This window comes from Microcystis ichthyoblabe FBCC-A1114, assembly GCF_050500245.1.
Taxonomy (GTDB): Bacteria; Cyanobacteriota; Cyanobacteriia; order Cyanobacteriales; family Microcystaceae; genus Microcystis; species Microcystis ichthyoblabe_A.
Genome location: NZ_CP191408.1, coordinates 247,606 through 271,068 on the forward strand (window position 1 = coordinate 247,606; position 23,463 = coordinate 271,068).

The following is a 23,463-nucleotide window of genomic DNA, read 5'->3' on the forward strand; positions in this document are numbered from 1 at the left end:
ATTTCACGATTTCATAAGCAAAAATTATCACACAAAGTCGAGAAGAGCCGAGTTTTCAGTTCACTGATTACTGTTTACTGTTTACTGTTCACGGCAAAAAACTTCCCACTTCCCCACTCCCCTGCTGATTCCGAAAAAAAGGGGCAGGCAAAAGCCTACCCTAGGATTAATTATCAATCAAACCTTAGACATCGTAGTAGAGAGAGAACTCGTAGGGGTGGGGACGTAAGCGCATCGGGTTAACTTCGTTATCGAGTTTGTAGGTGATCCAGTTGTGGATAAAGTCTTCGGTAAAAACACCAGAATCGGTCAAAAAAGCGTGATCTTTTTCGAGACTTTCTAGTGCTGCTTCTAGAGAACCGGGGGTAGAGGGTATTTTTGACAATTCTTCGGGACTGAGTTCATAGATATCCACATCGAGAGGTTCTCCCGGTTCAATTTGATTTTTAATCCCATCGATACCAGCACAGAGCATAGCTGCAAAAGCGAGGTAGGGATTAGAAGTCGCATCAGGACAACGGAATTCTAAACGTTTAGCTTTCGGGTTGCTTCCCGATAAAGGAATCCGAATCGAAGCGGAGCGATTACCTTGGGAGTAGGCCAGGTTTACTGGGGCCTCAAAACCGGGGACGAGACGCTTGTAGGAGTTGGTGGTGGGGTTAGTTAAAGCTAAGAGAGCGGGAGCGTGTTTAAGCAAACCACCGATGTAGTACAGTGCCATTTGGCTGAGTCCGGCGTATTTATCCCCGGCGAACAGGGGTTGACCATCTTTCCAGATAGACTGGTGAACGTGCATCCCGGAACCATTATCGCCAAAGATGGGTTTGGGCATAAAGGTGACGGTTTTACCGTATTTCTTAGCCACGTTCTTAATGCAGTATTTGTAGGTCATCAAGTAGTCGGCGGCCCGTACTAGGGTAGAGAATTTAATCCCTAGCTCGTTTTGACCACCGGTAGCGACTTCGTGGTGATGTTTTTCGATGGGAACTCCGCAGTCGGCCATGGTTAAGAGCATTTCCGTGCGAATGTCTTGAGAGGTATCGGTGGGACTAACGGGGAAATAACCCTGTTTGTAGGCGGGTTTATAGGCAAGATTTCCGTCCTTTTCGTCTTTACCGCTATTCCAACGACCTTCGACACTATCCATGTAGTAATAGCCGGAGTTGGCGGTTTGGTCAAAACGAGCGCTATCAAAAAGGAAAAATTCTGCTTCCGGTCCAAAATATACGGTATCACCTAAACCGGTAGTGCTAAGATAATTGATCGCTTTCTGGGCAATAGAGCGAGGATCGCGGCTATACCATTCACCGGTTCTCGGTTCTTTGATGCTACAGATCATGCTTAGGGTCGGTTCCTTGTAGAAGGGATCGATCCAAGCGGTGGTAGGATCGGGAACCATGGCCATGTCGGATTCGTTAATTGCTTTCCAACCGCGAATACTGGAACCATCGAAGGCAACACCATCGCTGAAAGAGCTTTCATCGATTTGATCGTAGTAGAACGAGCAGTGTTGCCAGATACCTGGCATATCAATAAATTTCAGGTCAATAATCTTAATATTGTTGTCCTGAATCATTTTCAAGACTTCTTGTGGCGTTTCGGGCATGGAAAACTCCTTTGACTTATGGATCGGTTCTTAAGCTTCTCAAAAAACCCATCCTAAACAGTCACTTTGTCCAGTTTTGTATTTTTCGATACAAAATCTTTGATCCTAGCTTGAAAAAATCTGTAATTTTCTTGTTGAGTTCGGTAATCGCCCGGAATGGCGATTTGCCTATCAGCTTCTACTGCCTCTTGCCACACTTCAAGGAGGTTCGTTTGTGCAAACATTGGCCGTTTGGAGATTTTCTGCTCACTGAAAAGCTTCCAGGGTAATGATTTGGTAGTAGTGGCGTAGCCCTCTTGCTTACCTGGTAGGAAGTGTGTAAAGTATTTATTAATAAAAATAATTGGAACCCGATCAGTCTTTGAACCTCCTCAGAAAACTGGTGATTTTCTAGTAAAGATATGGTTTTCTTTATCCAGAGATAGTAATCATGTTCGTATAAGTTCGTTTCCATAATTATTCCCATTATTTTGATATTTCAGGAAACCAATCCTCATTTAACGCCTGTTCTATAGTACAAATTGGAGCTAAACTGACCAAATTTTCAGCCATTCCCGATAATTCGATAAAAGAAATACGAGCTTCTTGAAAAGAGTTGTTAAAAATTTCAATCAGATAAGGCTGTAAACTAGGACTATCGGCAATAATTCTTTTTATGGCACGACGAAAATTCCTAATTTCATTTTTCCATCCTCTTTGATTATATTCTAATTCCGACTGCCAGTAAACCAGTTTTAGCAAATGTTCTAATAAGCGAGTTAAATAACTTTCTAAACTTCGTTTCTCACTTTTACCAATGCTGCTAATTTCTTCAATTAAATTCTCTAAATCCAAATCAGAAAACTGATTATTTTCTAGTAAATTAATGGTTTTTTCTAACCAGAGATAGTAGTCTTTTTCGTATAAGTTCTTTTCCATAATTATCCCCCATTATTTTGATATTTCAGGAAACCAATCCTCATTTAACGCCTGTTCTATAGTGCAAATTGGAGCTAAACTGACCAAATTTTCAGCCATTCCCGATAGCTCCAAAAATAATTTACGAGCATTTTGATAACAGGGCAAGAAAATTTCCGATAGATAGGACTTTAAACTGGGACTGTCTTCAATAATTTGTTGAATTCCTAGGCGAAAATTCCTAATTTCATTTTTCCATCCTCTTTGATTATATTCTAATTCCGACTGCCAGTAAACCAGTTTTAGCAAATGTTCTAATAAGCGAGTTAAATAACTCTTTAAGCTTTGTCGTTGACTTTTGCCCATGTCGCTAATCTCCTCGATGAGATTATCTAAATCCAAATCAGAAAACTGGCGATTTTCTAGTAAAGATATGGTTTTCTCTATCCAGAGATAGTAATCCTGTTCGTATAAATCACTCTTCATTGCTTAATCCTCTCCGAGAAACTCAGGAAACCAATTTTCATCTAAAATTTGGTTGATTGATCCAATAGGTGTAGCACTTAAAAGTCTTTTATCGATGCCAGAACCTTCGACAAATAGATGGCAAGCATCCTCATAACATTTATCGAGAATCTCGGTGAGATAAGATACTAAGTTTGTATTATAGTTTCCATCCTTTTTGTTGCTAATAATTCTTTTTATTTGAATGCGAAAATTTAAAATCTCTCGTCGCCACTTGTTTTTATTGTAATCGCGCTTAGATTGCCAATAAGTTAATTTAAGTAAATGTTCCAAGAGTTTAGTTAGTAAACTCTCTAACTTCTGACGTTCTCTTCTGGACATATCTTTTATTTCTTCAATTAAATTTTCTAAATCCAACTCAGAAAACTGACGATTTTCTAGTAAAGATATGGTTTTCTCTAACCAGAGATAGTAATCCTGTTCGTATAAAGTCTTATCCATAGCTGTGATTAGGTGATCAATAAAACTCACCTTTAAATTATATAAAAAAATTAAGGTGGGCATTGCCCACCCAAGTTAACTTTAATTAGCGCAACTAGAACAACTATCGTCAGACTCTCGAAAATTGTCCTTTTGTACGGTACGGACATAATAAATCGCTTTACACCCCAATTCCCACGCCATGATTAGAGTATCAAAGATATCTTTAGCGGTGAGACAACGGTTAGGTTCTGCGGGAAAGTAAACCCCTTCATTGAGGTTGAATAATAACTCCATAGAAATCCCCGTATCGATCCATTCTTGCATAGTAGCGATCGCTTTTACCACCTGCTGCTGTTCGAGATTTTTATTCTCTGGATAAAACCAGAAAGCTTCTTCAATAAAAGGTGGTGCGATGGGAACGGTTCCCTTTGCCCATTTATCGTAGAAAAAGCGACTATAAACCGGCAAAACACTAGCGGTACATCCCTGTACCAAACTGGAGGAAGTATTAGGAGCAATGGCGGTAATATGGGAATTACGGATGCCAAATCGTTGAATATCTTCGGCTAATTGTTGCCATCTTTGCGGTTGCACTGCGTTATTTAAAAACCATTCCACTGGTTTAGCACCGATTAATTTACCTTGGCTCCATTCGCTACCCAAGAAAGCTTGATAAGCGCCGCGTTCTTTGGCTAATTCCATCGAGGAATAGGTACACCAATAGCCAATTTCTTCAAATAAATTACTAATTTCTGACAGGTTATTGTAGGATAATTTCCGTTTAGCTAACCAGTCAGCCAATCCCATCGCCCCTACCCCAATAGTGCGATATTTATCGTTGTGGTTTTTAGCATTATCAAAGGGAGGGTTAGTGATATCGATAGTATTGTCGAGAATTCTGACAGCGATTTGACAATTAGACTCGATTTCTTCCTTGTCGATGTTGGCTAAATTAAGGCTAACTAAATTACAGCAATGGGCAGTTTTATCCGGGGTGACATTCGAGAAACTCTCCGTGCATAAATTTACACCGGGGATATAGCCATCGTGTTTATTAGGATTAGCGCGATTGATGGTATCTTTGAAGGCAATGTAGGGCATTCCTGTTTCTACTTGGGAACGCATGATACTTTTAAATAAGTCCCGGGCATTGATTTTTTTATAGAGGAGAACCTCTTTATCTAAATTAGCCTCTACTAAACGATAAGCCTCTTCAAATTCTTCCCCCCATAGTTCCGCTAATTCTATACCTAATTTTGTGCGAACTTCGTAGGGATCTACTAATGTCCACTCGGCTTTAGTTATCACCCGACGCATAAATTCATCGGTGATAACTAATTGGGGAAAAACATCATAAGCTTTGCGTCTTTGATCACCGTTTTCTGTCTGCATTTCCAGAAATTCTGGCACATCTAAATGCCAGATGTCAACACCGATAGTTACTGCCCCGGCGCGTCTTCCCCCCTGATTTACTGCAATAGCTGTATCGTTGAGTAATTTAATCCAAGGAATAATCCCCCCAGAAGCATTAGCTTTCCCCATTACCCAGCTACCAGTGGAGCGAATTCTACTCACATTCACCCCGACACCGCCACCATTTTTGGAGATGCGGGCAGCATTAGTAATCTCGCTGAAAATGCTTTCTAAACTGTCATCAATGGAAAGTATAAAACAACTGGTTAGGGAACCTTTGGGTGTGCGTAAATTGGCTAAAATTGGGGTAGCAAGAGAGATTTTTCTTTGAGCAATTGCTTGATAAAATTTCTTAGCCCAGGGGAGTCTATTAGCCGGCTCTTCCACAGTGGCAAGCAGTAAGGAACAGGTTAATAATGCCTCTTGGGGTAACTCATTTTTGAGTAAATAACGGCTAGTGATTAACAATGCCCCAGCGTAATCATAATCGATATCCCAATCGGGATTAATCCAAGAACCGGCTTCTTTTAATTCTGCTTCGGAATAGATGAGAATCCTTTCGTCGTACAGCCGATTTTTAACTTGAGTTTTGACGGTTTTCTCGTAATTTCCGTACTGATAACCTCGGACTACTAAGGTATCTTTCCACAGACTCCAAATATGCAATCTTCCCGCTACATAGCGCCAATCCGGTTCCTCGGGACTACACATTTCTAGGGCGCAATTGATTAAATTATCCTGTATTTCCCTAGTGGTAATCCCATCCCGCAGGCGTGTGGTTAAACCCGCTTCTAAGGCGATTGAATTGACTTTTTTACCTTCACAAGCCCACTCTACCACGTCGCGAATTTTGCCGATATTTAAGCTGGTGGTGGAACCATCGCGCCGAATCACTCTAATTCCATGGCTGCCCATATTAGCTAAAGGGGTAGAACGAAAGGGTATTACTTCGTTATTTTTGTGAATGGAGACGGCAGTAGTCAAGGGCTTCGATTGCATAATTGGGAAATTGCGGCGTTAAAAAACTTGACAAATTAATCTATTTGTACTAGAGCATTCTATCAGATTTTCTGGGAAAACACAACATCTAGCGTGTTAAATAATTTTATCACTCTATATGTGGTATAACCAGGATTATTTTGTTCCCTAAAAACCGTGTTTTGGATGACATTTTCTGGAAAAAATTCTCGATTCTCTCTCAAAGTGGTTCTTTTGTATGCTTGACAAAAAGCTTTTTCTTTGATAGCAAAACAGACTGACTGCTGAGGAGGTTATGGTGAGATTTTATTTGTTCTTAACTTTTCGATAATTTAAGACAAGAGTGGATTAAAAGTCAAATTTCCTCTGAGAACCTCTGAGAGAGTAAAATTTCTCTTTTCGCTATTTAGTGGCTTACCGCTAGAATAATAGGACAAAACGCTATATATAGCGTCTAGCCAGTAGAGGACAAGGATGAAATATTTAGAAGAATGGCGTGGTAGCGGGGTGGATGCGGAGTTAATCGCTCTCAATGTCACCAGTTTAGCGGGGTTATCTCCCAGTGAATACCTACTCTACTCCCAAGAATTACCGCGACGCAATGATGGCAGAGTTAGGGATAGTATTCTCAAGCGTTATGAACATACCAGTCAAGGCGGTTGGTGGTGTTCAGGAATCGACCTACTAACGGGCAATTATGACTCTTGGGGCTGTTTTAAGCCCGATTTTCCCCGTTTAAGCTTCGATAATGCTAAACCGATTAAGTACGAACATCCTCCCCAAACCCCCACGGGAGTCTTTGCTTTGCGGGTTCCCCTGAAAATTTGGCAAAAAGTAGCCCAGCGTATCAGTATTAATATTTTAACTGAAGAAGTGGATAATAAGCAAGAGGATCTCGGTTTTTGGTCCTGGGTAATCAAACATCCAGAGATACCTATTTGTCTTACGGAAGGAGCGAAAAAAGCGGGGGCATTACTAACAGCAGGTTATGTGACAATTGCTTTACCCGGGATTCACAATGGTTATCGTACTCCCAAGGACGAACTAGGTAGGAGAATCGGTAAATCTCATCTAATTCCGCAGCTAGAAAAATTAGCTAATTCCGGACGCAAGATTTATCTAGTTTTCGACCAAGAAACTAAACCGAAAACCCAGCAAGCGGTTAATTTAGCTTTACAGAGAATGGGTTATCTATTCACCCAGGCTAACTGTGAGGTAAAGGTGGTTACTTGGGATGCTGCTGACGGTAAAGGAGTGGATGATTTACTAATCAATCGAGGAGAAGATTACTTTAAACAAGTCTATCAAAAAGCTACCTCTTGGGAGATTTGGAAGGCAGCAAGTTTAAATAGTTTAACTCTCCCACCTCATCTAGAGTTAAATAGCCGTTACTTGCCAGATATTTCTGTTCCTACATCAGCGCAGTTAATAGCGATTAAATCGGCTAAAGGTACGGGAAAAACTGAGTTTTTAGCCAAGATAGTTAAACAAGCTATTGCCAATCAACAAAAAGTTTTAGTTATTGGTCATCGGGTGAAACTGGTAGAGGAGTTGTGTCAACGCTTTGGTTTAAACTATATCAGCAAAATTAGAGATAATCCTGCGGCACAAATTTACGGTTATGGTTTATGTATTGACTCTCTCCATCCCCAATCACAAGCTAAATTTAAAGCAGAAGATTGCCAAGGTGCTATCATTATTATCGATGAGATCGAACAGGTTCTATGGCATGGGTTAAATGGGGATACTTGTAAAACTAATCGTGTGGCAATTTTAAAATCCCTAAAGTCCTTGCTGCAAACTGTGGTCAGCAGTGGGGGTAAAGTCCTAGTCGCTGATGCTGATTTAAGTGATATTTCCCTAGATTATTTAACTTCTTTAGCTGCAATTAAACTAGAAACTTTCTTGATTAGTAACGAGTGGAAACCTAGTTATCAAGAAGCTTGGCGAGTTTATAACTACTCCGATAATACTCCCCAACGGCTAGTTAATGATTTGGTCAAGCATATTAAAGACGGAGGAAAACCCTTTGTTTGTCTATCAGCACAAAAATTAACCAGCAAATGGGGAACAATTACCCTAGAGTCTTATCTAAAAAAGCAATTTCCTCATAAGAAAGTTCTGCGGATAGACTCAGAGTCATTGCAAGATTCTAGTCACGCTGCCTATCAAGCGATTGGCAATTTAAATCAGTTGTTACTTAACTATGATATAGTTCTAGCTAGTCCCGCGATCGAAACGGGAATTAGTATTGATATTCAGCAACACTTTTCCTCGGTTTGGTGTTTAGCACAGGGAATTCAGAATCCCACTTCTATCGCTCAATTTTTAGGAAGAATTAGAGAGAATATTCCTCGTTATATTTGGTCAGCAGTGTACGGATTTAATCAGGTGGGCAATGGATCCACTTCTATCCCCAAACTTCTCACCTCTGGACACCGATTAACCGAGGTTAATATTCGCTTACTACACCAATCAGATTTAGAATCTCTGGAGGATTTAGATACAACTTTTCAAGCGGAATCTCTCCTCTGTTGGGCAAAAATGGCCGTAAGAGTCAATGCTTATATGCTTAATTATCGTCAGTCAATTCTAGGGATTTTACAAGCAGAAGGTCATAGAATTAAAGAACGAAATCAGGAAGAAGAACTAGACATAACTAATCAGTTAACGGAAGCAATTGAAGAAATTATGGAACATAATTATCGTTCTGAATGCGAGGCAATTGCCAGCGCAGCCGAGATAACGGAATCAGAGTGTCGTCTGCTAAAAAAACAGTTAGTTAAGTCAGTAAAAGAAAGGAGAATTATCAGGAAATATGACCTATACAAACGCTATGGAATCCCCGTCACACCACAATTAGTAATTAAAGATGATCAAGGATGGTATCAAGAACTACGCTTACATTACTTTTTGACAATTGGGCGACAATTTTTGTGTGATCGAGATGCTTTAATTGCGCGTAAACTGATAGAATCAGGTCACGGAAGTTTATTTATTCCCGATTTTAATAGTAGTCAATTAGGAGTGATTATCGGGACGTTAGAATTGTTGGGAATTCCCGTATTATTAGCTAATCCTGAAAGAGAATTAAATAATCATGATGCCGATTTACAAAAAATGGCGGAAATTGCCATTAAAAACCGTAACGAGATTAAAACTATCACCAAGATTAACCTCGCTAATACTTCCCGTCCTCTGACGATTATTCGTAATTTTTTAAACTTGTTAGGTTATGAATTAACTGACAAGGGCAGCCAGAGAATTGCTAAAAAATCTCTAAAAGTTTATCAGATTGTTGCACCTTATGACGGTAGAGAACAAGTGTTTCAACAATGGTTATTTAGAGACGAAAAATGTGCGGGAAGTTCCGAGTTTTGGTATGAATAAGGTTCTTATACCAATTCTCCAAAGTCTGACTACAGAAGTTTAATCCCCCTAAATCCCCCTTAAAAAGGGGAACTTAAAGGGGGATTTAAATTCGATGTGTAGTTTTCATTTAGAGAAATGGTATTAGGGACTTGTTATACAAATAATTAACCTTATATCTTGTGAAAAAATTAAGATCGATGTCGGCTGTATTAGCGCAGCTTGATGCAGATTAAATTGTTAATTTTGCCACAATACAAGGCGTTGCTGAATCAAGCTATGAATGCCAACCGTGCCATCCTATCTAAAAGTTAGTTTGCCAGAAGCTTCCTATCTCAAATCAGCAACACCAACTCCTGCAAACCGACACCGACACCCACCCCCAAACCACCGGACAAAACAGCGATCGAAACGAGATTAAATCCAGTTAATAGAGTTTAGATTTGATAGGGATTACCCAAGCGATCCACAAAAACATTGTAATCTAAAGGTAAACGCCCCGGATTAAGCCGAGGTTCCGCCGCGTAACCGATGGGAACGACAACAGCGATCGCCAGATCGGGATGATCGGCAGCACCGATCACAGCTTTTACCTTGTCCTCGATCCAACCGTTGAGAAAACAACTAGATAAACCGAGACTTTCGGCAGCTAAAACCAGATGAGTAGCGGCGATCATGGCATCTTTAATCGCGTATTCCCGGGTTTTTTCGCCCAAATCCTTTTGAAATCCCGGGATTGCCTGTTTAAAATATTTTACCGTGCCTTCGCTCCAGGCACCTGTACTGAGAGCCTGTTCATAGATAGGAGTTAGCTCTCCTCCTCCTGCGGCAGCATCGGCAGCGAAAACAAAAGTAACTGGTGCTTGGATAATTTGCTTTTGTCCCCAAGCGGCCTCGGCTAAAGCGGCCTTTTGTGCCTCATCTTGTACTAAAATAATTCGCCAATCTTGGATGTTGAAACTACTAGGTGCGGCAACGGTTAATTCTACTAGGGTTTTCAGCAGTTCTGGGGCGATCGGATCGGTGGTAAAATTTTTAATAGAACGACGTTGATTAATCGCCGTGGGAACATCGAGAGGCAAGGTCATAAAGTCAATGGATCAAGTTAAATACTTCTAATTATTATAAGGTCAAGCTATCAGCCTCAGTCTTAGGTGTGAAAAAACAGAAATAGTAAAACATCAGGGTTAAATTGTGGCAGTCAGGAAAAGATCGACTATACTGTTAAACTTAAACAGGTCATAACCCAATGACCATCTAGCTATAATCATGTCACCGCCACAAAAATCATTTTATGCTTTCTGAGCCGGAACCGAGGGACACTCTCACCACTGCCACCGTCAATATGGGCGATCAAAGTGCCGATATTAAGCCAATTTTAGCCTTAAAAGAGTTGGTCGCCAGTTTATATCGTGAACAAAACAAAGTTCAAAATCTCTTAAGTTCCCTCGGTTTTGCCCTGCGGAGTTTCAATAATTTAAACCAATTCCTCGATCTTACCCCCTTGATGGCCGCACGAGTGGCAGACGCGGAGGGAGGGGCGTTGATTTTGAGTAAAAATAACGGTCAAGTGGCGCTTGATCAACTGTATTGCCAAGATAATCAAATTAATGGGGAACTACGCCGACAATTAGAGGCAATTATCCGACAATTAAACCAAGAAACGCCACTTGAGAATAAAAATAGTCGATCGCTTCTCGATAGTCTCGACCATCAAATCCGGCAAACTCTCGGACAGGGTACGCAGATTTATAGTACACCAGTTTTGGTAAAAAATAGTGAGCGGGGACGTTTATACGTTTTCAGTCGCGATCCCGATTATGGTTGGACACCCACCCGTCGTAAACTGTTGCAGCTAGTGGCCGATCAAACGGCGGTAGCTATAGCTAATAATGAATTAACGATCGAATTACGGGCCAAGGAACGTCAGGATCGAGAGTTAGAAATCGCTTCCGAAATCCAAAATCGTCTTTTACCCCGGCAATGTCCGAAAATTCAGGGGGTAGAATTGGCAGCCCACTGCAAAACGGCTAATCGCGTTGGTGGCGACTATTATGATTTTATCCCCTGCAACTACGATCAATTTAAACCAGCAACGGAGGCGGAAAGGGAAGCTAGTACCGCTCCTTGGAGTATAGTCATCGGTGATGTCATGGGAAAAGGTGTCCCAGCAGGATTATTGATGACCATGACCCGGGGAATGTTGCGAGCGGAAGTGTTAAATCGTCACTCCCCGGCCCAGATTTTGCGTCATCTCAATCGGGTTATGTATGCCGATCTCGATAATTCTCATCGTTTCGTGACATTATTTTATTCCGAGTATGATCCCCTGACGCAGCGTCTTGGCTACAGTAATGCTGCCCATTATCCCACCCTCTGGTGGCGGGCTAAAACGGCAGAGTTAGAGTCTCTTGACACGGAAGGGACATTAGTTGGTTTAGAGGCCGATTCTATCTATGATGATGCCCAAGTGCAATTAGAAGCGGGAGATACGCTGATCTATTATACCGATGGCTTTACCGATGCAGTCAACTCGAAAGGGGAAAGATTTGATCAGAAAAATTGGCTATCGGCAGTTAAAGAAGCCTGTCAACAGTACAACGATCCTGAACAGATTCTAAAATATTTATTTGGAAAAGTGGACGCTTTTACTGGGTTAGGAAATGACAGTAGTGACGATATGACTTTAGTAGTTATGCGAGTGAAATCGGAGGAATAAATCATCGGTTTCTAGCTAAGTAAATTAGCCTAATTCGGCTCTTGCCATGGAGCAAATAAAGGCAATAAAGCTAACCCGGGTAAAGCGGCAATTACTGTGATTAAAAAGAACCACTGCCAACCGATCGCCGCTGCTAAAACTCCGGCGGGAGCGACTAAAATATCGCGACTAAAAGCCATTAAACTCGATAAGAGGGCGTACTGAGTAGCAGTAAAACGAGCATTACAAAGACTCATTAAAAAAGCCACAAAAGCGGCAGTACCTAGACCGCTGCAGAAGTTTTCAATATTAATAGCTAAGACCATAAAAGGATAATTTTGCCCTAAATTTGCTAAAATAAAATAGGCTAAATTACTAATAGCTTGCAAGCCGCCAAAAATCCAGAGCGATCGATTAATTCCCCAACGACTTAACAGGGAACCACCTAATAAAACTCCCACCATAGTTGCTATCATGCCCATACCGCCTTGGATCGCCCCGATAGCGGTTTGACTGAAACCAGTTTTTAAAAGAAAAGGAGTCACCATATTATTAACTAAAGCATCCCCTAAACGATAGAGAACAATAAAGGCGAGAATGCCGATTCCTTGACCTAATTGATAGCGTTGAAAAAACTCTTGGAAAGGCAACCAAACCGCCTCTAAAAGAGTTTGGGGAGTATCATCTCTAGGGGGAGTAGCTGGGGCGAAAAAAGACCAAATAATCGTTAAAGCCATCAATCCAGCTAGGAAAAGATAGACAAGGGGCCAGGGAAAGTGATCGGCTAAAATTAAAGCGATCGAACCAGTTAAAATTAAAGCCAAACGATAACCTAAAACCCCGATCGCCACCCCAGCACCCATCTCCCATTTTTCTAAAATATCTGTGCGATAGGCATCGTAGGCAATATCTTGAGTGGCACTAAAAAAAGCAATCAGTAAAGCATTAATTGCCAATAATTCCAAAGATTGTTTTGGTTGTTGAAAAGCCATGAAACCAATCGCTAAAGTTAGACAAATTTGAGCGATTAAAATCCAACCGCGACGACGACCAAGCAGCGGGGGAAGATAGCGATCGAGTAAGGGAGACCAAAGAAATTTAAGAGAGTAGGGGAGAGCGACTAAACTAAATAAACCGATCGATTTCAGATCAACTCCTTCGGTGGTCATCCAAGCTTGCAGGGTGCGACTGGTGAGCAATAAGGGTAATCCAGAAGCAAAACCTAAGAATAACAAAGCCGCCATTTTTTGACTGCGGAACACTTGCAAATAAGCGGAAATTTCCTTGATCATAGAGGGGGGTAGGAGGATAGATTAGATTAAAGAATATAGTTAATTGACCCAAAAAGAAAGAAATTAGTTCTGACCGGCATCATTCCATCTTAACCATGGCCCGGCGATCAAAAAAAATTCCCGAAAAATAGCGGTCTTTCCCCCAGCCGAGGCTATAGGCAGTAGAATAGATGAGATTTTGATTCAGTAGTCTTGAAAAATTGCGGTCTTCTCCCTAAGATAGATGCTTGATTCCCCCAACTAGCTCCCATCCCTATTTACCCTTCCCGGATAAGGACCGCCACCCCCATCTTCCCTCCCGACTCCTGTGATTAAAGTGGACTCCTGTTTTATCTCATACCTATTGTCTCATCCCTCCGACTCGGAAGCGATCGGTGACACTGCCGCCATTACCGTCGAGGTGCGTTTGGCCCAAGGCCAAGATCTCAAAAGTTTGGCGGAGATTCTCACCGATAGTTTTTTCCCCACGGCCAATTATTGGTCTTTTCTGCGTCCCGTCTTTAAATTAGGCATTTACGAGGACTTACGGGGACGATTGCGCGCCGATACCCCTTACTACCACTGTCTGGTAGTCAGTCAAACCAGCGTCACTGCCACGGGTCCTGAGGAAATTATTGTCGCTACGGCGGAAATCGCCTTAAAATCCAGTGCTTTTTTAGCTGTTCCCATTCCTTATATCTCTAATTTAGCCGTTAGTCCCGATCACCGGCGTGCCGGTCTGGCCCGGAGATTGCTGCTCAAGTGTGAACAGATCGCTAGAGAATGGGGTTTTGAGGAACTTTCCCTCCATGTTCTCGATAATAATCTAGCAGCCCAGTCACTCTACTTAAGTAGCGGTTATCGTCTGCAAAAAACCGACGGTTGGTTGAGCAATTGGTTATTTAATCGACCACAAAAGTTATTTCTGCACAAAAAAATCAGCCATTGAGGAGATAGGATTCAGGAGTCAGGAGACAGTAATCAGGAGTCAGGATTCAGGAGACAGTAATCAGGAGTCAGTAATCAGGAGACAGGAGTCAGGAGTCAGGATTCAGGAGTCAGGAGACAGTAATCAGGAGTCAGGATTCAGGAGACAGTAATCAGGAGACAGTAATCAGGAGACAGGAGATTATTTTTATTTATTCTCCCCATTTCCCCACACCCCACACCCCACACCCCACACCCCACACCCCACACCCCACACCCCACACCCCACACCCCACACCCTACACCCTACATCCCACACCCCACTTCCCCACCAGCAAACCCTAGATATTTCGACAAAATTGCCATGCAGAACAACGATAAGGAAAAATTCTGCTATATTATCTGCTAACTCTCTAGAAAACCCAATTAGTTTAATAATCTTTTCCGGGTATCTGAGAAAAAAAATAGTTCATCCCTTTAAAATATGGTTTTAGGGAGATATTTAGTGATTGTGTGAGGCAATTTGTGGTTAACAAGACAAAATCAAGGGCTAAAAGTAGAAAATCAGGCAAATTAGCAGCTAAAACTGTTAAAAAGCGGCGATTGTCCAGTAAATGGTTCCTGACAGCCCTAGGCTTAACTGGCTGCGCCCTAGTTTCCGCTACGGCCGGTGCTATGTTGGCTGTGTCTCTCTCCTCCACACCTTTGCGACAAGCTGCTCTTAGTCCTCAAGAAGCCGCCGCTTTTAACAATCAGCAGGCCATATCCTATGAAAATCTGCAACTTCCCGCCCTCAACCGCCCCGTTAATATTCTGGTAGTCGGCGCAAAAGTGTTGACATCCGATGTCAAGGAGGCAGAAACCCCAGATTTGGGTTATCATGCCCCGGTTAATTCCTTGGAGGGTTTAACCGATACCATGCTGTTACTGCGTTTTGACCCCCAAAGACAGAAGTTAACCATGCTTTCCATCCCCCGGGATACCCGCACCGATATCGAGGGTTACGGGGAGAAAAAAATCAATGAAGCTAACGCCCTCGGTGGACCTGCTTTAACGGCGGAAACGGTTAGTCATCTTTTAGAGGGAGTCGCTATCGATCGCTATGTTCGCATTAATGTGCAGGGTGTGGAAAAATTAATTGATGCTTTGGGGGGAGTGACGGTATATGTTCCCAAAGACATGAAGTACCAAGATTTTAGTCAACACCTCTACATTGACCTGAAAAAAGGGGAACAACACCTCAACGGCGAGAAATTCCTCCAGTTTGCCCGTTTTCGTTACGATGCTAAAGGCGATATCGGTCGTATCCAACGACAACAGCAATTAATGCGGTCTTTAGTGGAACAAACCCTAAAACCAGCAACTTTATTGAAAATTCCTGATATTATCGAGGTTATCCGCAATAGTATCGATACTAATCTCAGTTTAGAGGAGTTACTCGCCCTAGCCGGTTTTGCCTCCAAAACTGAGCGAGCTGATGTGCAAATGCTACTCCTACCAGGAGACTTTAATGGTGATGGTCGGCAAGGGATCAGTTATTGGTTGCCCAATCAAAGTAAAATTCAAGAGCTAGTGGCTCAACATTTCAACCACGGCTTTTTTATGGCTGACACTGAAGAAACTACGCAACCGACTCGCATCGCTGTGGAAGATAGCACCGATAATCCAGAAGCGGTGCAAACTCTAGTCAGATATCTGCGCTCATTGGGTTATGAAAATGTTTTTGTCTCTAAGTCTTCATCGCCAATTCTAGAAACTACCAAAATTATTGCTCAAAAAGGGGATAATTCCCTCGCTGCTGCCCTGCATAATAGCCTTGGTGTCGGGGAAGTTTTGGTGGAAAGTACAGGGAATCTCGCTTCTGATGTGACAATTAAAATTGGTCAAGATTGGCAAGAAAAATCAGCTAATCTTTCTGAGCTATCCCCTGGCAACTAAGAGAAAAATCAAGTTTATCTGAGTTAGTAGTTGCCCATTGACAAAAAACTCATCCATTATCAGTTATCATTGATTAGTGATTCTGTTTACTAATTACTGATTAGTGATTACTCTCCCATGATTCCTTTTTTTGAGAAACTAAAAACTCCTTTAACTAAGCAAAAAATCTCGGTTCTGCAAATTAATTTAGGGAAAAGATGTAACCTTGCTTGTAGCCATTGTCATGTGGAAGCTAGTCCAGTTCGCTCCGAAGAAATGACTCCAGAAGTATGCGAACAAATTATCGAACTGATCGCAAGATTTCCCCAAATTAAAACCGTCGATCTGACCGGCGGCGCTCCCGAAATGCTCTACGGTTTTAAACCAATTGTGGAAACCTCTAGAAAAGCGGGAAAAGAGGTAATTGTGCGCTCGAATTTAACTATTTATTTTGAGAAAGGATTTACTGATATTCCTGAATATTGCGCTGCCCATCAGCTGCGGGTGGTGGCTTCTTTACCCTGTTATCTTGCCGATAATGTGGATAAAATGCGCGGTCTGGGAGTCTATGATCGATCGATCAATGCTTTACAATGGTTGAACCGTCTTGGTTACGCTCAAGAGCCGAATTTGATTGTGGATTTAGTCTATAATCCCCAGATTCCTAAGTCAGAGAATTTTTCTCTCACACCAGATCAGGTATCCCTAACACGGGATTACAAAAAGTTCTTGCAAGAACATTTTAATATTTCTTTTAATAATCTGTTTACTATCACTAACTTACCCGTCGGAAGAACCCGTTTCCATCTGGAACACCGGCAACTCTATCAACCCTATCTTCAATTCCTCGAAGACCATTTTAATGCCGATACTGTCGAGCATTTGATGTGTCGTCATCAGCTTTCCATTGATTATTTAGGTAATATCTATGACTGCGATTTTAATCAGATGGAGGCTCTGGCTGCTTGCACCAGTCAAGGCAAAAAATTAACCCTGCCGGATTTATTACAAGCGGATAGTTTAGATGTAATTGCAGAGGTACAAACCGCTTCCTATTGCTACGGTTGCACTGCCGGCAGCGGTTCCAGTTGTGGAGGAGCTTTGATTGCAAGCTGAACAAGTGTACTGGATTGACAGCCTGTCTCGGGAAATTTAGTACAAATGCTCGGAATAGCTCTCCCTGCTGCCCACTCCGGTGCTGTCTTAACGGGGTAGGGTGTGGGGTGTAGGGTGTGGGGTGTGGGGTTTTACCGATTTTCAGGTGGTCAATTAGCCAATTTTCAGGGAAAAAGTCCCTGAATTCTCCCCCCGATCGCTCCAATCGCTGGCACTTTTTAGTCAAAAGTTGGACTATTGATTAGGGACCAGAAAAAACCGCCGATTCGATATCTTGACGACTAAGGGAGTATTTAAAAGCGCGATTGATGTCACTGCCGTCATTGGCTGCCCGAAAGTAACGAACGGTGATTTCTTCGATATCGAGGCAGATTTCCGCTTTCCATGTCAGTTTTTCCACAGTCCAACAGTGGACATTCTCGGTATTTTTCCGACAACCTAACTTAACTAGCCATGCTTCGATCGCCGGTAAGGGATGATTATAGAGGGGAGTATCAGCAGTGGGAATCTTCATCGCATCTAAATCAAAAATAATTGGGCTACAGTGACAGCATTCTCTCCTCGAAGCATAGCAATAATCACCGCCAGTAACAAGCAGCCGAGCAGGGTGAGTGCCAAGATAAACAAAGCAAAAATCTCTCCCGAAGATAGGGGGCGATCGGTCGGATCGAGATAGGCGCTACGATTAGCTATGGGTTGATCGCCATCGGGGATGGTTTGGATGACATTCCAGCGCGAGTAACCTATCTGTAAATCATACAGGGAACGGCGATCGGGATTACTCAGGGTGGCATAAGCTTCGTTAAGACGCTGGAATTTAGCCGTTGCCACTTCGGGGCTGAGTTCGGTAGTATCGGGGTGGTATCGTTTGCTCAGTTCCCGATAGGCTCGTCGCACTTCGATCACCGAGGCACTCGGATGTAGTCCTAGAATGGCATAATAAGTATTGGCAAAGCGCGAGTTAGCGGCAATGACTCGCGAGGTGGTTTGGGAATTATCGCGCTCGAAGGTCACAAGATTTTTTACACTAAAAATTGTCTTAATATTTTAACCCTGTTGATCATGAAATCTCGTTATCGGCTGCGTCTTCAGATCTGTCTTGTCTTTCTCATTGTTGCTCTGACGAGTTGGTCTCCTTGGCTAACCCCTAGCGCCTACGCGGGGATCGATGACGATCGCCTCGATGGTAATATTTTTGTGGTCTATGCGGGTAATGGTTCCCTCGTACCACCGCGTTTAAATTTAGCGGAAACTTTTCAACGGAAAATTCCGGCTATTATTGTCTATTATCTGGATGATAGTAGTGATTGTAAGCGATTTGCGGCGATTGTCTCCCGTTTTCAAGAGTTTTACGGTCGCGCCGCCAGTATTATCCCCGTTACTGTCGATTCTATCCCCTTAAAGTCTTCCTATCGTCCCGATGAACCGGGTTACTATTATCGCGGTGGGGTTCCCCAAACGGTGGTTTTAGACCAACAGGGTAAAGTGGTTTATGATGGTTTGGGCAATGTTAAATATGAAGATGTGGATGATGTCTTAAGAAAGGTTTTTGAGCTTCTGCCTCGATCAGAATCGGTAGAGTTAAAAAGACGCTCTTTTAACGAGTTTAACGCTGAATTGCGCTAGTTACCTCTTTTTTATCCTCAATTGAACCAAAAATAATCATTTAGAGATGCTGTCAGCAGCGTCTCTATCTTGTTTTTAGCAACAATAAAATTATTTACTTATTGCTTTTATTATCATTTAAGATTTATTTTAATCAATAAATGCTAGGCAATTCAGATTTTATCTAGAGTAACATTTGAAAAACATTTGCAACAGTGCCAGACTAGAAAAAGTTTGCTAACCTAATTATACTGAGAACAATAATCATTCTTATAGGTGTAGGAGACAGCAATGAAAATCAAGCAAAATTTCCTAACAGCAGCGATATTACTGGGTTTTTCTAGTCCGGTACTGGCTAATAGTCTCGAAAACCTCTCTAGTAACCCCATGGCACAGGTAACAAGTGTCAATCAATTGCGGGATGTTTCTCCCACCGCCTGGGCGTTTGAGGCCTTAAGAAGTCTCGTGGAGAGGTATGGTTGTATAGTAGGTTATCCTGACCGCACTTTTCGCGGTGAACGCGCTTTAACTCGTTGGGAATTTGCCGCCGGGTTGAATGCCTGCTTAAATACCCTAGAAAGATTGATTCAAGAAGGAGTAGCGGTATTAAAAGAAGATCTAGACAAAATCAAGCGATTAGTCAAGGAATTCGAGACAGAATTAGCGGCATTGGGTGCTAGGGTTGATAACTTAGAAAATCGAGTCGCTTTTCTGGAAAATAATCAATTTTCCACCACTACTAAATTAACCGGGGAAGTGGTGATGGCATTATATGGGGTAGCCACAGGAGAAAAAAACGGTGGTGAAGGGATTCCCCAAGTGCCAGCTTTTGGTTATCGGGCCCGTTTAGAATTAAATACTAGCTTCACAGGTAAAGATTTACTCTATACCCGTCTAGCAACGGGAAATATTGCCGATTTAGCCGATACCACCGGAACTTTTGCCAGTACCTTAGCCTTTACCCAACCCGACGGCAATGATTTATTGCTAGAAGTTTTAAACTACAGTTTCCCCGTAACGGAAAATATCTACCTCTGGTTAGAAGCGACGGGAGGTGCTAAAGATGACTTTACCAATACCCTCAACTTTTTGGATGGAGATGGTGCTAGTGGGGCGCTTTCCGCTTTTGGTACCCGCAATCCCCTTTATTTTGCTCCCGGACAAACTGGACTCGGTTTACAGGGTAATTATGGGGCTTTGCAATTCAGCGCCGGTTATCTTGCTGGGGATGCTAACGATCCTAACCCAGGAGCGGGTTTATTTAACGGTTCCTATACTGCCCTAGGGCAGCTGGGTTATGTTCCTAACGAGAATTTTGGTATTGCTTTATCCTACCTTCATGGTTATAACCAATTAGATACGGGAACGGGAAGCCAGCGCTCGAATTTCCGATTTTTCACCGAAGAACTATTCGGGGAGGCTGTCCCGACAATTAATAATAGTTTGGGGTTACAATTTACTTGGCGAATTGTCGATGGTTTTGTCCTCGGTGGTTGGGGTGGCTATACAAAAGCTATCACCCTTAGCACCTTAGATGGACAACTAGAACGCGGGGATTTAGATATCTGGAATTGGGCGGTAACTTTGGCTTTTCCTGATTTATTTAAGGAAGGAAATACGGCTGGTATTATTGTTGGTATGCAGCCCTGGGTATCTAGTTCTAGTATTAGATTAAATGATGGTAGTGCCACTAATGATCCCGATACTTCCTTTCATATCGAAGGATTTTATGAGTGGAAACTCACCGATAATATTGCCCTTACTCCGGGGGTAATCGTGATTACTTCCCCTAACTCAAATAACAACAATTCCACCTTAGTTATCGGCACTATCCGCACAACTTTTACTTTCTGATTTGTCTAGGCAGCCAGTCAGAAATAAAGATAAAGTATGACGGGATTTAACATCATTTCTCGACAACTGGCTGCCGTTCCGCACTCTCAACTAACTGAATTAAGGGGGCATTTATGGTATTTTTAGAGACAATTTACCCTACTTTTGTGGTTTCTTTTTCGGTGGATTTAGAGGGTTTTAGTTTACGCTTCAGGGTTGAAGTTGTGGCGAAGAGGTCGAGGACGATTTGAGGAACACTGTTAAATGTGATTAAATAGGGTACAATGAAAATTGAAGATACACCTAGTTAAGCCATGAAACAAGTTCTCAAAAATATTAAGGTATCGGAGATTCCTGCACTAATCGCTCAGTTAGGTTTTTCTCCTGAACAAGAAGTTAATCTGACGATTGAGGAAAATTCAGAAAGTCTTATCTCAATTATGGATAAAGTCGGCAAAAAAGCTCAAGCTAAAGGTTTGACAGAAGATAAACTAACAGAACTATTAGTAGATGAATCCTAATCGAGTTGTTATAGATACCAATGTTTTTATTAGTGCTTTACTCAATCCCCTAGGAACACCCAAAAAAGTAATCAATATAGCAGTCAGTCAATTTACTATTCTCCAGAGCGAGGCAACTTATCAAGAATTGGCAACGAGAATAAGTAAAAAGAAATTTGACAAATATTTAGAAAAAGATGATAGGTTAGATTTCTTGTCGTCTCTTAGAAATAGGAGCTTATTTGTTGATATATCGCATGAAACGAGAGTTTGTTCCGATTTAGATGATAATAAATTCCTAGAATTAGCTGTATCTGGAATGGCACAATACATCATAACAGGCGATAATGCTCTTTTAATTCTCAATACTTATCAAGGGATTCCAATTATTACTCCAGCAGAGTTTTTAGTGATTTTCTAGTGTCCTTGAGAATTTTTTGAGGGAGGAATTCAAAAAAATAAACCCATCAACTGACTGAATGAAGAGGAATTTATGGTATTTTTAGAGGTAATTTAGCCGACTTTTGTGGTTGCTTTTTCGGTGGATTGGGACGGTTTTAGTTGGCAACTGATAATAAAGCCTCTTCTATTAGCTTTGGTAACTCAATAGCATAAAACCGATTCTTAATGTGTAAAATGTGTAAGAGGAAGAGACGCAAAAAATAAACCCCCTCAACCGACTAAATGAAGGGGGTTATGATATTATTCCAATAGGAAGGGATAGATAGGGTTATAGCCATGAGTATTGATATCTCCGATGAAATTCTCAGTGCAACACGCATGACTGAAGCTGAGATGAGGCAGGAAATTGCGGTCATGCTCTTTCAAAAAGAGAAGCTCACCCTTGCTCAAGCGAGTCGATTTGCAGGAATGAATCGTATTGCTTTTCAACACCTACTTGCAAGTCGTCAAATTCCAGTACACTACGATGTCGAAGATTTTGAACAGGATATTAAGAACTTGCGGGAGATGGGAAGATTGTGATTGTTGTCAGTGATACATCCCCTATCAACAATCTTGCCGCCATTAATCAACTTCATCTGCTACAACAACTTTACGAAATAGTTTTTATTCCTGAAGCAGTTTATCGAGAATTAACTGAGCCTGATTTTCCAGTAGCAGGTTCAATAGAAGTCCAAACCTTAGATTGGATTCAAACTCGAACGGTAACTAACCACACAGTGATTAAAGCTCTTGCTGATGAACTAGATAAGGGAGAAGCTGAGGCTATTGCTTTGGCACTTGAGTTGGGAGCAGATCAAGTTTTGATTGATGAGCGTCGTGGTCGTAGGATTGCTGCTAGACTTAATCTTCGATACACAGGAATTCTGGGCATTTTGGTTGAGGCGAAGAATCAAGGGTTAATCTCTGAGGTGAAACCCCTACTAGACGCTTTGATCAATCAAGCAGGATTTTGGGTTGCTGCGCCTTTATACAGCAGTGTTTTACAGATGGTTGATGAAGGAAAAAACAAACCCCCTCAAGATTGAATGAAGGGGTATTTATAGTATTTTAGAGGTAATTTAGCCTACTTTTGTGGTTTCTTTTTCAGTGGATTGAGAGGGTTTTAGTTGGCAACTGATAATAAAGCCTCTTCTATTGGCTTTGGTAACTCAATAGCATGAAACCGATTCACAGAAAAAGCGTAATCTTCACCACTTTCATCAATAACCCGAATTAGACTGTTTATTTCTGCTGTCTCATCAGGGATAACGCGGTATATTTTGCCCACCTCTAGTGAAGCTTCGTAGCCTTCATTATTGAGACAAACTGCGAACTTATTTGTTGGAGATGACTCTATTTTCATGGTCAATCTAGAAACGGTAACTTGAGCTTAAATTCTTTTTTGCCGATGCCATGAGCTTCATACCAATGGACTTCAGCTAACCTTACTATACCATTGGCAAGCTGAACTTGGGCTATGCCCTTTAATTTTCTCCATTTACCTTTGCCATACTGTTTTTGCAACCGTTCCCGATTACGAATTCCTGTTCCTGTGGCAATAATCTCGATATTCGTGATACCGCTGATAATCTCAAAGTCCACGATCGATCAAGCAATCTTAAAGAGTGGCCCCCTATTATAGCATCTATTGCCAAAAAAGAGATATAAAAAAACAAACCCTCCTCAAGATTGATTGAAGGGGTATTTATGGTATTTTAGAGGCAATTTAGCTTACTTTTGTGGTTTCTTTTTCAGTGGATTAAGAGGGTTTTAGTTGGCGCTTCAGGGTTGAAGCTGCGCCGAGAGTGCCGAGGGCAAGGAGACTGAGGGTTGAGGTGGGTTCAGGGACTGAGGTTGGTGCGTTGCTTCCTGTCAAAGTTCCTTGCAATCTTACTCCTTCTAGGAAGTTATCTGTTGGATCAATAATCCGAATGGTTAGTT

General features: G+C 41.8%; 23 protein-coding genes and 2 pseudogenes. 11 read left to right on the top strand and 14 right to left on the bottom strand.

What is annotated here, in order from left to right; translation table 11 throughout:
* Positions 1-184: 184 nt before the first annotated feature.
* The 7 genes and pseudogenes from glnA to ACQY1Y_RS01160 all read right to left on the bottom strand — a co-directional run bounded on the left by glnA (position 185) and on the right by ACQY1Y_RS01160 (position 5,863).
* Positions 185-1,606: a type I glutamate--ammonia ligase gene (glnA, locus tag ACQY1Y_RS01130; RefSeq protein ID WP_002737277.1), complete on the bottom strand. Its 1,422-nt coding sequence runs from the start codon at positions 1,604-1,606 to the stop codon at positions 185-187.
* 53 nt (positions 1,607-1,659) lie between these two features.
* Positions 1,660-1,830: a hypothetical protein gene (locus ACQY1Y_RS01135; RefSeq protein ID WP_016515827.1), complete on the bottom strand. Its 171-nt coding sequence runs from the start codon at positions 1,828-1,830 to the stop codon at positions 1,660-1,662.
* A 128-nt stretch (positions 1,831-1,958) separates the two neighbouring features.
* Positions 1,959-2,060: pseudogene (locus ACQY1Y_RS01140) on the bottom strand (DUF29 family protein); the annotation flags it as partial.
* An 11-nt stretch (positions 2,061-2,071) separates the two neighbouring features.
* Positions 2,072-2,524 carry a DUF29 domain-containing protein gene (locus tag ACQY1Y_RS01145; protein WP_002777790.1) on the bottom strand — a complete coding sequence of 151 codons (453 nt, stop codon included), beginning with the start codon at positions 2,522-2,524 and terminating at the stop codon, positions 2,072-2,074.
* Between the two features lie 12 nt (positions 2,525-2,536).
* The gene (locus ACQY1Y_RS01150; protein WP_430013804.1) at positions 2,537-2,989 is read right to left on the bottom strand and encodes a DUF29 domain-containing protein; all 453 of its coding nucleotides are present in this window, start codon (positions 2,987-2,989) and stop codon (positions 2,537-2,539) included.
* 3 nt (positions 2,990-2,992) lie between these two features.
* Positions 2,993-3,469 carry a DUF29 domain-containing protein gene (locus ACQY1Y_RS01155; RefSeq protein ID WP_430013805.1) on the bottom strand — a complete coding sequence of 159 codons (477 nt, stop codon included), beginning with the start codon at positions 3,467-3,469 and terminating at the stop codon, positions 2,993-2,995.
* A gap of 81 nt (positions 3,470-3,550) precedes the next feature.
* Complete coding sequence (locus ACQY1Y_RS01160) at positions 3,551-5,863, bottom strand: ribonucleoside-diphosphate reductase subunit alpha (RefSeq protein ID WP_430013806.1); 2,313 nt, start codon at positions 5,861-5,863, stop codon at positions 3,551-3,553.
* A 453-nt stretch (positions 5,864-6,316) separates the two neighbouring features.
* Between ACQY1Y_RS01160 and ACQY1Y_RS01165 the strand changes: the two genes are divergently transcribed.
* Positions 6,317-9,232, top strand: a complete 2,916-nt coding sequence (locus tag ACQY1Y_RS01165) for a plasmid replication protein, CyRepA1 family (protein WP_430013807.1) — start codon at positions 6,317-6,319, stop codon at positions 9,230-9,232.
* 416 nt (positions 9,233-9,648) lie between these two features.
* Here the strand turns inward: ACQY1Y_RS01165 and ACQY1Y_RS01170 are convergent, their stop codons facing one another.
* On the bottom strand, positions 9,649-10,299 hold the full coding sequence (locus tag ACQY1Y_RS01170) for a nitroreductase family protein (RefSeq protein ID WP_002735609.1): 651 nt from the start codon (positions 10,297-10,299) through the stop codon (positions 9,649-9,651).
* A 206-nt stretch (positions 10,300-10,505) separates the two neighbouring features.
* On the opposite strand from ACQY1Y_RS01170, the gene ACQY1Y_RS01175 reads away from it, so the two are divergent.
* Positions 10,506-11,930 (top strand): PP2C family protein-serine/threonine phosphatase, encoded by a 1,425-nt coding sequence (locus tag ACQY1Y_RS01175; RefSeq protein ID WP_069474895.1) that lies wholly within the window; start codon positions 10,506-10,508, stop codon positions 11,928-11,930.
* Positions 11,931-11,959: 29 nt separating this feature from the next.
* Here the strand turns inward: ACQY1Y_RS01175 and ACQY1Y_RS01180 are convergent, their stop codons facing one another.
* Positions 11,960-13,201 carry an AmpG family muropeptide MFS transporter gene (locus ACQY1Y_RS01180; protein ID WP_287231915.1) on the bottom strand — a complete coding sequence of 414 codons (1,242 nt, stop codon included), beginning with the start codon at positions 13,199-13,201 and terminating at the stop codon, positions 11,960-11,962.
* A gap of 307 nt (positions 13,202-13,508) precedes the next feature.
* On the opposite strand from ACQY1Y_RS01180, the gene ACQY1Y_RS01185 reads away from it, so the two are divergent.
* From ACQY1Y_RS01185 to arsS, 3 genes are all read left to right on the top strand, one after another.
* Positions 13,509-14,129 (top strand): GNAT family N-acetyltransferase, encoded by a 621-nt coding sequence (locus ACQY1Y_RS01185; protein ID WP_016515820.1) that lies wholly within the window; start codon positions 13,509-13,511, stop codon positions 14,127-14,129.
* A 503-nt stretch (positions 14,130-14,632) separates the two neighbouring features.
* Complete coding sequence (locus ACQY1Y_RS01190; RefSeq protein ID WP_002777809.1) at positions 14,633-16,045, top strand: LCP family protein; 1,413 nt, start codon at positions 14,633-14,635, stop codon at positions 16,043-16,045.
* 117 nt (positions 16,046-16,162) lie between these two features.
* The gene (gene arsS / locus ACQY1Y_RS01195; protein WP_002737945.1) at positions 16,163-17,140 is read left to right on the top strand and encodes an arsenosugar biosynthesis radical SAM (seleno)protein ArsS; all 978 of its coding nucleotides are present in this window, start codon (positions 16,163-16,165) and stop codon (positions 17,138-17,140) included.
* 241 nt (positions 17,141-17,381) lie between these two features.
* Here arsS and ACQY1Y_RS01200 read toward each other — a convergent pair whose 3' ends face one another.
* Entirely contained in the window at positions 17,382-17,654 is a 273-nt protein-coding gene (locus tag ACQY1Y_RS01200) for a DUF3143 domain-containing protein (protein ID WP_002737741.1), read from the bottom strand.
* 5 nt (positions 17,655-17,659) lie between these two features.
* Positions 17,660-18,154, bottom strand: a complete 495-nt coding sequence (locus ACQY1Y_RS01205) for a J domain-containing protein (protein WP_002736811.1) — start codon at positions 18,152-18,154, stop codon at positions 17,660-17,662.
* A gap of 48 nt (positions 18,155-18,202) precedes the next feature.
* Between ACQY1Y_RS01205 and ACQY1Y_RS01210 the strand changes: the two genes are divergently transcribed.
* The 6 genes from ACQY1Y_RS01210 to ACQY1Y_RS01235 all read left to right on the top strand — a co-directional run bounded on the left by ACQY1Y_RS01210 (position 18,203) and on the right by ACQY1Y_RS01235 (position 22,568).
* Positions 18,203-18,766, top strand: coding sequence for a thylakoid membrane photosystem I accumulation factor (locus ACQY1Y_RS01210; RefSeq protein ID WP_002737509.1), 564 nt, complete (start codon positions 18,203-18,205; stop codon positions 18,764-18,766).
* Between the two features lie 270 nt (positions 18,767-19,036).
* Positions 19,037-20,599, top strand: a complete 1,563-nt coding sequence (locus ACQY1Y_RS01215; protein ID WP_002751858.1) for an iron uptake porin — start codon at positions 19,037-19,039, stop codon at positions 20,597-20,599.
* Positions 20,600-20,892: 293 nt separating this feature from the next.
* Positions 20,893-21,099, top strand: a complete 207-nt coding sequence (locus ACQY1Y_RS01220) for a hypothetical protein (protein ID WP_002737474.1) — start codon at positions 20,893-20,895, stop codon at positions 21,097-21,099.
* Positions 21,089-21,499: a putative toxin-antitoxin system toxin component, PIN family gene (locus ACQY1Y_RS01225; protein ID WP_069474902.1), complete on the top strand. Its 411-nt coding sequence runs from the start codon at positions 21,089-21,091 to the stop codon at positions 21,497-21,499. Before ACQY1Y_RS01220 ends, ACQY1Y_RS01225 begins: the two co-directional genes overlap by 11 nt.
* A 317-nt stretch (positions 21,500-21,816) precedes the next feature.
* Complete coding sequence (locus ACQY1Y_RS01230; protein WP_002748168.1) at positions 21,817-22,062, top strand: UPF0175 family protein; 246 nt, start codon at positions 21,817-21,819, stop codon at positions 22,060-22,062.
* On the top strand, positions 22,059-22,568 hold the full coding sequence (locus ACQY1Y_RS01235; RefSeq protein ID WP_430013808.1) for a DUF3368 domain-containing protein: 510 nt from the start codon (positions 22,059-22,061) through the stop codon (positions 22,566-22,568). Before ACQY1Y_RS01230 ends, ACQY1Y_RS01235 begins: the two co-directional genes overlap by 4 nt.
* 77 nt (positions 22,569-22,645) lie before the next feature.
* Here the strand turns inward: ACQY1Y_RS01235 and ACQY1Y_RS01240 are convergent, their stop codons facing one another.
* From ACQY1Y_RS01240 to ACQY1Y_RS01250, 3 genes and pseudogenes are all read right to left on the bottom strand, one after another.
* Positions 22,646-22,885, bottom strand: a complete 240-nt coding sequence (locus tag ACQY1Y_RS01240) for a hypothetical protein (RefSeq protein ID WP_002751846.1) — start codon at positions 22,883-22,885, stop codon at positions 22,646-22,648.
* A 2-nt stretch (positions 22,886-22,887) separates the two neighbouring features.
* On the bottom strand, positions 22,888-23,124 hold the full coding sequence (locus ACQY1Y_RS01245; protein ID WP_002777819.1) for a hypothetical protein: 237 nt from the start codon (positions 23,122-23,124) through the stop codon (positions 22,888-22,890).
* 157 nt (positions 23,125-23,281) lie between these two features.
* A pseudogene (locus ACQY1Y_RS01250) lies at positions 23,282-23,374 on the bottom strand (PEP-CTERM sorting domain-containing protein); the annotation flags it as partial.
* Between the last annotated feature and the right edge of the window lie 89 nt (positions 23,375-23,463).